8 protein-coding genes, 1 pseudogene and 1 riboswitch are annotated in these 9,505 nt (G+C 71.1%); of the genes and pseudogenes, 7 read left to right on the top strand and 2 right to left on the bottom strand.

Annotated elements, in window-relative coordinates:
- Both KGQ19_RS45180 and KGQ19_RS45175 read right to left on the bottom strand, forming a co-directional pair.
- A partial coding sequence (locus KGQ19_RS45180; protein WP_230420431.1) for an MFS transporter occupies window positions 1-561 on the bottom strand: 561 nt, incomplete at its 3' end.
- A 97-nt stretch (window positions 562-658) separates the two neighbouring features.
- Entirely contained in the window at window positions 659-1,639 is a 981-nt protein-coding gene (locus tag KGQ19_RS45175; protein WP_212021219.1) for a LysR family transcriptional regulator, read from the bottom strand.
- 74 nt (window positions 1,640-1,713) lie between these two features.
- Between KGQ19_RS45175 and KGQ19_RS45170 the strand changes: the two genes are divergently transcribed.
- From KGQ19_RS45170 to KGQ19_RS45140, 7 genes and pseudogenes are all read left to right on the top strand, one after another.
- Window positions 1,714-2,103, top strand: a complete 390-nt coding sequence (locus KGQ19_RS45170; protein WP_212021213.1) for a PPOX class F420-dependent oxidoreductase — start codon at window positions 1,714-1,716, stop codon at window positions 2,101-2,103.
- A 49-nt stretch (window positions 2,104-2,152) separates the two neighbouring features.
- Window positions 2,153-2,401, top strand: a riboswitch (cobalamin riboswitch).
- Window positions 2,402-2,815: 414 nt separating this feature from the next.
- Window positions 2,816-5,109: pseudogene (locus KGQ19_RS45165) on the top strand (ribonucleoside-diphosphate reductase subunit alpha).
- 14 nt (window positions 5,110-5,123) lie between these two features.
- Window positions 5,124-6,119: a ribonucleotide-diphosphate reductase subunit beta gene (locus KGQ19_RS45160; RefSeq protein WP_212021211.1), complete on the top strand. Its 996-nt coding sequence runs from the start codon at window positions 5,124-5,126 to the stop codon at window positions 6,117-6,119.
- Between the two features lie 18 nt (window positions 6,120-6,137).
- Window positions 6,138-6,848: a helical backbone metal receptor gene (locus tag KGQ19_RS45155; RefSeq protein WP_212021209.1), complete on the top strand. Its 711-nt coding sequence runs from the start codon at window positions 6,138-6,140 to the stop codon at window positions 6,846-6,848.
- A gap of 104 nt (window positions 6,849-6,952) precedes the next feature.
- Window positions 6,953-8,200, top strand: a complete 1,248-nt coding sequence (locus KGQ19_RS45150; protein ID WP_212021207.1) for an MFS transporter — start codon at window positions 6,953-6,955, stop codon at window positions 8,198-8,200.
- Between the two features lie 71 nt (window positions 8,201-8,271).
- Window positions 8,272-8,880 carry a ClpP family protease gene (locus tag KGQ19_RS45145; RefSeq protein WP_212021205.1) on the top strand — a complete coding sequence of 203 codons (609 nt, stop codon included), beginning with the start codon at window positions 8,272-8,274 and terminating at the stop codon, window positions 8,878-8,880.
- Window positions 8,877-9,467, top strand: a complete 591-nt coding sequence (locus tag KGQ19_RS45140) for a ClpP family protease (RefSeq protein WP_212021203.1) — start codon at window positions 8,877-8,879, stop codon at window positions 9,465-9,467. The genes KGQ19_RS45145 and KGQ19_RS45140 overlap by 4 nt, the downstream gene beginning before the upstream one ends.
- Window positions 9,468-9,505: the final 38 nt, after the last annotated feature.

The following is a 9,505-nucleotide window of genomic DNA, read 5'->3' as shown; positions in this document are numbered from 1 at the left end:
CGCCCCCACCGCCCGCTGCCGCCGCGCCGGATCCGGATACAGCCCGATCAGCAACGCCATCGACGCCGGCACCAGCCCCGCACCGGCCGCGCCGAGCAACGCCCGACCGCCGATCAGCACACTGACATCAGGCGCGGCGGCGCAGAGCGCTGACAGCACGGCGAACGCCGCCAGCGCGCCGAGGTACACGCGCCTGGCACCCCACCGATCGGCGAACACCCCGGCCGCGAGCAGCAGCCCGGCGAAGACGACGGTGTAGGCGTCGACGGCCCAGGGCAGCGCGGCGGCCGAGGGGTGGAGCGTGCGCTGGACGTCGGGGACCGCGACGTTGAGGATCGAGGTGTCGAGCAGGACCAGCAGGTTGCCGGTGGCGATCGCGGCGAAGGCCAGGCGCTGGCGGCCGGTGGTGGCGCTGGTCGGCGCGGTGCGGTTGGCTGACTGCTCGGTCGACTGCCCGGTCGGTCGGGCGGTGTCCGCGGCGGGCGGCGTGGTCATAGGACCGGCGGCGGCCGGTCCCGCGTCCGGCTCGGGTCGGCATTCGGCGGTGGAAGCCGTGGTCATGGCAGGCTCCTGAAGTGTTGGCGGTGATCAGATCGGTCTGCCTCCACTCCACCGCGATCCGGGCCCGCGACCCAGAAGCATCCTGAGCCCGCAGCGATCACCGATCGAGATCGATCACCGCCCGGCAGGCCGCCACCAACGCCCCCAGCCGCTCCCGATCGGCGACCCGCACCGCGAGCGCCGCCGGAATCGACAGCCCGCCGGCCACCCGCAGGAACGCCAGCCGCCCGGTGGCCAGCTGCTCCGCCTGCGCCGCGTACACGACCGTCCAGCCGGGCCCGCCCGCGCTCAACGCCGCCAGCTTGTCCTGCAACGACCCGGCCCCCGGCCCCGTCACCGGCTCGAACCCGGCCTCCCGGCACGCCTGGAGCACCAGGTCCACCAGCGGCGGATTGAGCCGCCGCGCCACCAGCGACAACGGCGAGGCGGCCAGCCGCGCCATCTCGATCTCCCCCTCGCCGGCCAGCGGATGCCGCTTCGACACCGCGACCAGCAGCTCGTCCTGCCACACCGGAAGCAGCCGCAGCCCGTCCGGCACGGCGACGTCACCCCGCACGAACGCCGCGTCCCACTCCCGCTCGGCGACCCGCCGCAACCGGTCCTCCAGCGGCGCCGAGAAGAGTTCGACCACTGTTTCGGGTGAGCGCACCGCCAGCGCCTCGAGCACCCGCTCCAGACGCGTCCCCATCCCGGCGCTCGTCCCGAGCCGCAGCACCGTCCCGCGCTGCACCCGGAACGCGGCGATCGTGTCCAGCGCCCGCTGCTCGGCCGCCACCACGTCCCGCGCCACCGGCACGAACGCCGCCCCGGCGGCGGTCAGCCGCACCCGGCGCGGCGTCCGGTCCAGCAGTTCCACCCGCAGCTCGCGCTCCAGCCGCAGAATCTGCTGGCTGACCGCGGACTGCACGATCGACAGCCGCTCGGCGGCGCGGCCGAAGTGCAGTTCCTCGGCGACCGCGAGGAAGTACTTGAGTTGGCGCAGTTCCACAGTCCCGAGAGCGTACGCGGTGGCCGGCGGTACCAAAGGCGCGCCCGCGCCCCGATTCCCGGCCAAGGCGGCGATCGCGGTGGCCGGCATCCATCACGACTCGTGATCGCAATCAGTCCGATCATCGCCTTGCTCCCGGCCCCGTCCCCGAGTGGAGTAGACCCATGTCCGTCATCCCTGAATCCCACACCGACCTGCTCGAGCGGCCGGTCTTCTGCCACCTGGCGACGATCCGCGCCGACGGCACCCCGCACGTGAACCCCATGTGGTTCCTCTGGGACGGTGAGTTCCTGTCCTTCACCACCTCGACGAAGCGCGCGAAGTACAAGGAGCTCAGCGAGCGCCCGAGCGCCGCGGTGTCCATCAACGACCCCGACGCGCCGTATCGATACCTGGAGCTGCGCGGCACCGTGGAGCGCATCGAACCGGACCCGGAAGGTGACTTCTTCGCCGTCCTCGCCGACCGGTACACCCTGGCGATGGACGGTCCGGTGGGCGACGCGCCGACCCGCGTGCGGATCTACCTGCGACCCACGCACGCAACCTTTCAGTAGCCCTCTGACATACAGCATGTTGATTGGGATTTCAGAGCCACCACAAGATATGGTGTGCGACGCAGCTGGTTCGGCCACCGCCTGAGGCAAGGGCGGGGGCCGAGGCAAGAGGGAACCCGGTGTGAATCCGGGACTGCCCCGCAGCGGTGAGTGGGAACGACAGCCGTCGTGCACACTGGGCCGACGGCGCCTTCGGGCGCCGGCCTGGGAAGTGACGGCCAGTAGGTTCGCGGAGCCCGATCCGGGGCTCCGCCGGGCGCCCGCGAGTCCGAAGACCTGCCAGCGGTGCCGTGCCCGGACGTGGGGCGCGGCTGGTCCGAGGCCGCGTGGGACGGCTGACGGCGGAATGCGTCGCGGCCCGGCCGCCCGCATCGCTGTCTGCTCGCCATCGGTCCGGACCGGACCTACGACTGGCGAGGAGAAGGTTGTGACGGTCACCCAGGTCGATACCGGGACCACGGAGACAGCGGGGCGCGCGGGGGCGCACACGCTGTCGGCCGCGGTGCCGGCCGAGACGGTCGAAACGGTCGAAACGGCTGAGACCGCCGAGACGGTCGCGGTGCCGACCCAGACGGTCGCGGTGCCGGCCCAGACGGTCGCGGTGCCGGCCCAGACGGTCGCGGTGCCGACCGAGACGATCGCAGCGCCGGCCGAGGCGGTCGCGGCGGCGCGAGGACCGCACCCGACGTCAGACCAGTCCGCTGAGCAGGACCTGCTCCGCGACATCGCCGCCTGGTCCGCCGACCTGCCGGACGTCGACCCGTCCCGCGTCGCCCGCAAGACCCTCGCCGGCCTGCCGCCCGCCGCCACCCCGGAGCAGATCGCGGACCTCGCGGTGCAGAGTGCGGCCGAGCTGATCGGCGAGGAGCCGCAGTACTCGAAGCTCGCCGCCCGCCTGCTCTCCGCGGTCATCGCCCGCGAGGCGGCCGGCCAGGGCTCGACCACGTTCAGCGCGTCCATCGCCGTCGGGCATCGGGAGGGCCTGATCGGCGACGTGACGCAGGACCTGGTCAGCACGCACGCCGCGCGGTTCGACAGGGCCATCGACCCCGACGGCGACCGGCGCTTCGAGTACTTCGGCCTGCGCACCGTCTACGACCGCTACCTGCTGCGGCACCCGGTGACCCGCCGCGTCATCGAGACGCCGCAGCACTTCCTGCTGCGGGTCGCGGCCGGACTGTCGCAGGACCCGCAGGAGGCGATCGGCTTCTACCGCCTGATGTCCTCGCTGGCCTACCTGCCCAGCTCCCCCACGCTGTTCAACTCCGGCACCCGGCACACCCAGATGTCGTCCTGCTACCTCGTGGACTCCCCGCGGGACGAGCTGGACTCCATCTACGCCCGCTACCACCAGGTCGCGCGGCTGTCGAAGTTCGCCGGCGGCATCGGCATCGGCTTCTCCCGCGTCCGCTCGCGCGGCGCCCTGATCCGCAGCACCAACGGCCGCTCCAACGGCATCGTCCCGTTCCTGCGCACGCTCGACTCCTCGGTCGCGGCGGTCAACCAGGGCGGCCGGCGCAAGGGCGCGGCGTGTGTCTACCTGGAGCCGTGGCACCCGGACATCGAGGAGTTCCTGCAACTGCGGGACAACACCGGTGAGGACGCGCGCCGCACCCACAACCTGAACCTGGCCAACTGGATCCCGGACGAGTTCATGCGCCGGGTCGAGACCGACGGCGTCTGGTCGCTGATGGACCCCGACCAGGTGCCGGAGCTGCCGGACTTGTGGGGCGCGGAGTTCGACGCCGCTTACCGCGCGGCCGAGGCCGAGGGCCGTTTCGTCCGCCAGGTCCCGGCGCGCGACCTCTACGGCAAGATGATGCGCACGCTGGCCCAGACCGGCAACGGCTGGATGACGTTCAAGGACGCTTCCAACAAGCTGTGCAACCAGACCGGGTTGCCCGGCAACACGGTGCACCTGTCGAATCTGTGCACTGAGATCATCGAGGTCTCCTCCGACGCCGAGACCGCGGTCTGCAACCTGGGCTCGATCAACCTGGCCGCGCACCTGACCCCGGCGCGCGACGCCGTGGACTGGGACCGGCTGCGGGCCACGGTCCGCACCGCGGTGGTCTTCCTGGACCGCGTCATCGACATCAACTACTACCCGAGCGAGCAGACCGCGGCGTCGAACCCGCGTTGGCGGCCGGTCGGGCTGGGCGTGATGGGGCTGCAGGACGTGTTCTTCGCGCTGCGGCTGCCGTTCGACGACGCGCGGGCGCGCGAGCTGTCGACCCAGATCTCCGAGGAGATCTACCTGACGGCGCTGGAGACCTCGGCCGGACTGGCCGAGCAGTTCGGCGCGCACCCGGCGTTCGCCGAGACCCGCGCGGCCTCGGGAGCACTCCAGCCGGACCTGTGGAACGTCGCCACCGCGCCGGAGCTGGCCGCGCGGTGGGGTGCGGTGCGCGGGCGGATCGCGGCCACCGGCCTGCGCAACTCGCTGCTCGTGGCCATCGCCCGACCGCGACCATCGCCTCCATCGCCGGCTGCTACGAGTGCATCGAGCCGCAGGTGTCGAACCTGTTCAAGCGCGAGACGCTGTCCGGGGAGTTCCTGCAGATCAACTCGGCACTGGTCGGCGAGCTGAAGGCGCTGGGGCTGTGGACCCCGGCGGTGCGCGAGGCGATCAAGCGGGCCGAGGGCTCGGTGCAGGGCGTCGAGGCGCTGCCGGCCGAAGTCAGGGCCCTGTATCGGACGGCGTGGGAGCTGCCGCAGCGCGCGCTGATCGACCTGGCCGCCGCCCGCGGGCCGTTCGTCGACCAGTCGCAGTCGCTGAACCTTTTCCTGGCCGCGCCGACGATCGGGAAGCTGTCGTCGATGTACATGTACGCCTGGAAGGCCGGGCTGAAGTCCACGTACTACCTGCGCTCGCGGCCCGCGACGCGGATCCAGCAGGCGACGGTCGCCGCGACCACCTCCCCCGCCGACCTCCCGGTGGTCGCCGACGACGAGGCGATCGCCTGCTCGCTGGAGAACCCCGAAGCCTGCGAAGCCTGCCAGTAAAGGAAAGAACCTTCATGCTGCTCGATCCGGGTCTGGACCTGACCCTGCGCCCCATGCGCTACCCGCGCTTCTTCGACCGCTTCCGCGACGCCATCAAGAACACCTGGACCGTGGAGGAGGTGGACCTGCACAGTGACCTGACCGACCTGGACCGGCTCTCGGCCGCCGAACGGCACCTCGTCTCGCGCCTGGTCGCGTTCTTCGCCACCGGCGACACGATCGTCGCCAACAACCTGGTGCTGAACCTGTATCAGCACGTGAACAGCCCCGAAGGCCGGCTCTACCTGTCCCGGCAGCTGTTCGAGGAGGCCGTGCACGTCCAGTTCTACCTGAACCTGCTCGACACCTACGTGCCGGACGAGGACGAGCGCATCGCGGCGTTCGCGGCCGTGGAGAACATCCCCTCGATCCGGCGCAAAGCAGAGTTCTGTTTCCGCTGGATCGACTCGCTCGGCGGCCTGCAACGGCTCCAGACCCGCGAGGACCGCCGGACCTTCCTGCTGAACCTGATCTGCTTCGCGGCGTGCATCGAGGGCCTGTTCTTCTACGGCGCCTTCGCCTACGTCTACTTCCTGCGCTCGCGCGGCCTGCTGCACGGCCTGGCCTCCGGCACCAACTGGGTGTTCCGCGACGAGTCGATGCACATGGCGTTCGCGTTCGACGTCGTGGAGACGGTCCGCGCCGAGGAGCCGGACCTGTTCGACGACAAGATGGCGCAGCAGGTGCGCGACATGCTGGCCGAGGCGGTGGAGTGCGAGACGCAGTTCGCCGAGGACCTGCTCGGTGGCGGCGTGTCGGGACTGCCGGTGGCGGACATGCGGGCGTACCTGGAGCACGTCGCGGACCGGCGGTTGGAGCAGCTGGGGCTGGAGCCGGTGTACGGGACCGCGAACCCGTTGGGGTTCATGGAGCTGCAGGACGTGCAGGAGCTGTCGAACTTCTTCGAGCGGCGGGTCTCGGCGTACCAGGTGGCGGTCGGCGGTAGCGTCTCCTTCGACGACGAGTTCTGATACCGGAAAGGCTCCCAGATGCGGGTGGTGTCCCTGGTTCCGTCGCTGACCGAGGCGATCGCCGCGACGGCGCCGGGGCTGCTGGCCGGGGCCACCGCCTGGTGCACGCATCCCGCCGATCTGGACGTCGAACGGATCGGCGGGACGAAGAACCCTGATGTGGCGCGCATCGTCTCGCTGGCCCCGGATCTGGTGGTGGCGAACGAGGAGGAGAACCGGGCGGCGGATCTCGATGCGTTGCGCGGCGCCGGGGTGTCTGTGCTGGTCACCGAGGTCCGGACTGTGGACCAGGCCTTCCGGGAGCTGGACCGGATGCTGACGGTCGGCTGCGGCCTGGCACGGCCGGACTGGCTCGACCGGGCGCAGGCGGCCTGGGCATCACAAAGTCCTGATTCGGCCGTCCCCGCCGTCGTCCCCATCTGGCGGCGTCCGTGGATGGTACTGGGCCGCGACACGTTCGCAGGGGACGTACTCGCTCGGCTCGGCGTGCACAACGTGTACGCCGAGCACCCCGAGCGCTACCCGAAGATCCCGCTGCCCGAGCTTGTGACCAGCGGCGCCGAGCTCGTCGTGCTCCCCGACGAGCCGTATGCCTTCAGCGCCTCCGACGGCCCCGAGGCGTTCCCCGGCCTGCCGTCCGCACTGCTTTCCGGGCGTCATCTCACCTGGTACGGGCCCTCGCTCATCGAGGCGCCCGACGTGCTGCGCCGCCAGCTCCGCACCGCCTGAGCACTGGCTGCTGGTCAGGGCGGAAACCCGCCGGATCACTCCGTCCCCGCGAGCTGTACTGGATCAAGACGTTCTGCCATCCAGCTCAGTCGGGAAGAGCCGCCATGTCCGTGTCCGAATCCATGTCCGTATCCGTATCCGAATCCGTGTCCGCCGCCGCCGAAGTACGCACCGAAACCGTCCCCGTCCGCGCGCGTTGGAACGGCGTGACCTGCCTGGCCCTGGGCATCTTCGTCATCGTCACCAGCGAGATCCTGCCGGTCGGGCTGTTGGACCCGATCGCGTCCGGATTCCACGTCTCGGCCGGGACCGGCGGGCTGCTGATGACGCTGCCGGGGCTGACCGCGGCGGTGTGCGCGCCGCTGACGACGGTCGCGGCCGCGCGCTTCGACCGCCGGGCCGTGCTCGCGGTGTTCATGGCGGTGCTGGCCCTGGCGAACCTGACGGTCGCGGTGGCGCCCGCGTTCTGGCTCGTGCTGGTCGGACGGACGCTGACCGGGCTGGTGATCGGCGGGTACTGGTCCATCGGCGTGGGGCTGTCGCCGCGGCTGGTGCCGAGCGGGTCGCTGTCGAAGGCCACGGCGCTGGTCTTCGCGGCCGTGCCGGTCGGATCGGTGGTCGGGGTGCCGCTGGGGACGGTGCTGGGGCATGCCTCCGGCTGGCGGGCACCTTTCACAGTGCTCTGTGTTCTCTCCGGACTCGTCTGCCTCGCCCTGCTCCGCACGCTGCCACCGCTGCCGATGCTGCGGGCCACCAGCGGCGCGATGCTCGCCGGGCTGCTCCGCGGGCGGGGCACCGGGGTCCGCTCGGGGCTGCTGGTCACGACGCTCGTGGTGATCGCGCACTTCGGCGGGTACACGTACCTCGCGCCGTTTCTGCGCGACACGACCGGGATCAGCGAGTCGAGTGTCAGCGTCTATCTGCTGATTTACGGCGCGGCGGGGATCCTCGGCACCGTCGTCGCCGGGCGCACGCTGGGACGCAGCCTTCGCGGGACGTTCGCGGTCAGCGCCGCTCTGATCGCCGCCGCCACGCTCCTGCTGCCGCTGCTCGGTGCGAACCCGTTCGGCGCGCTGGCCCTGCTGGTCCTCTGGGGCCTTGCCTACGGCACCGTCCCGGCGTGCTCGAAGACCTGGTTCTCGCAGGCGGCCCCGCGGCTGCCCGAGGCGGCAGGCGTGCTGTTCACGGCTTCGTTCCAGGCGACCCTCGCGCTCGGCGCGTTGCTCGGCGGGCGGGTCGTCGACGCGTCCTCGACCCGGGTGGTCATGGTGTGCGCCGGCGGCCTGGCGCTGCTGACCGCCGCGGTGGTGGGGGCCGGCATCGCGCGGACCCCGGACGCTGCTGTCAGCTGATCCGCCCACAGCGGATCCGCCCACAGCAGCGTGGCGTTCGCAGCCGCCGTGCGCCGGGGCACGGTGGAGGCATGGCAGAAGAAGAAGAAAAGACGCCCCAGTTCACCTGGCGCACCCGCGACCAGCTGTTCAGCCGCCGCATCGTGGTGCTGGACGGCGTACTCGACGACGACAACGGCACCCTGCTGGCGACGCAGCTCCTGTCCCTGGCGACCGAGGACCCGGACGCCGACATCTCGCTGTGGATCCACTCCCCCGGCGGCTCGGTGCCGGCGATGCTCGCGATCCGCGACGTGATGCGCCTGGTGCCGTGCGAGGTCTCGACACTCGCCCTGGGCCTGGCCTGTAGCGCCGGGCAGTTCCTGCTCTCGGCCGGCAGCCCCGGCCGCCGCTTCGCCCTCCCGCACGCCAGGATCCTGATGCACCAGGGCTCGGCCGGCATCGGCGGCACCGCGGTGGACGTCGAGGTGCAGGCCGACGACCTGCGGCACACGGTCAACACCATCCTCACCCTGATCTCCGCGGACACCGGCCAGCCCTACGACCGCGTCTTCGAGGACTCGCTCCACGACCGCTGGTTCACCGCCCAGCAGGCGCGGGACTACGGCTTCATCGACCACATCGTGGACTCGTTCGGGCAGGTCGTGCCGGAACGCCGACGGATCGGGATCTCGACATGAGCAGCTACACCATCCCCTACGTGACCACCCAGAGCCCCCGGGGCGAGCGCGTCACCGACATCTACTCGCACCTGCTCACCGAGCGCATCATCTACCTGGGCACCGCGATCGACGCCGGCGTCGCCAACGCCCTCATCGCCCAACTCCTGCACCTGGAATCCGACGGCCCCGACCGCGAGATCAGCCTCTACATCAACTGCGAAGGCGGCGACCTCCCGGCGATGCTGGCGGTCTACGACACCATGCAACACATCAAGGCCCCGATCCGCACCACCTGCGTCGGCCAGGCCATCGCCGTCGGCGCGGTCCTGCTGGCCGCGGGCACACCAGGCCTACGCTCGGTCCTGCCCCACGCCCGCATAGTCCTGCACCAACCAGCGGCGCGCGGCCAAGGCCCCATCCCCGACCTGATCATCCAGGCCGACGAACTGGTACGCATGCGCAGCGAACTGGAGACGATCCTGACCCAGCACACCGGCCAGACCGCGGAGCGCCTCCGCCACGACACCGACCGCGACCGGGTCTTCACGGCCGAGGCGGCGGTGGAGTACGGGCTGGCTGATCGGGTGCTGGATCCGCGGGAATAGGCTGTCTCTTATACACATCTGACGCTGCCGACGAATAG

Source organism: Catenulispora pinistramenti (genome assembly GCF_018274385.1).
Classification (GTDB): domain Bacteria; phylum Actinomycetota; class Actinomycetes; order Streptomycetales; family Catenulisporaceae; genus Catenulispora; species Catenulispora pinistramenti.
The sequence above is the reverse complement of the archived record's forward strand: the minus strand, read 5'-3'. Positions and strand labels throughout refer to the sequence as shown.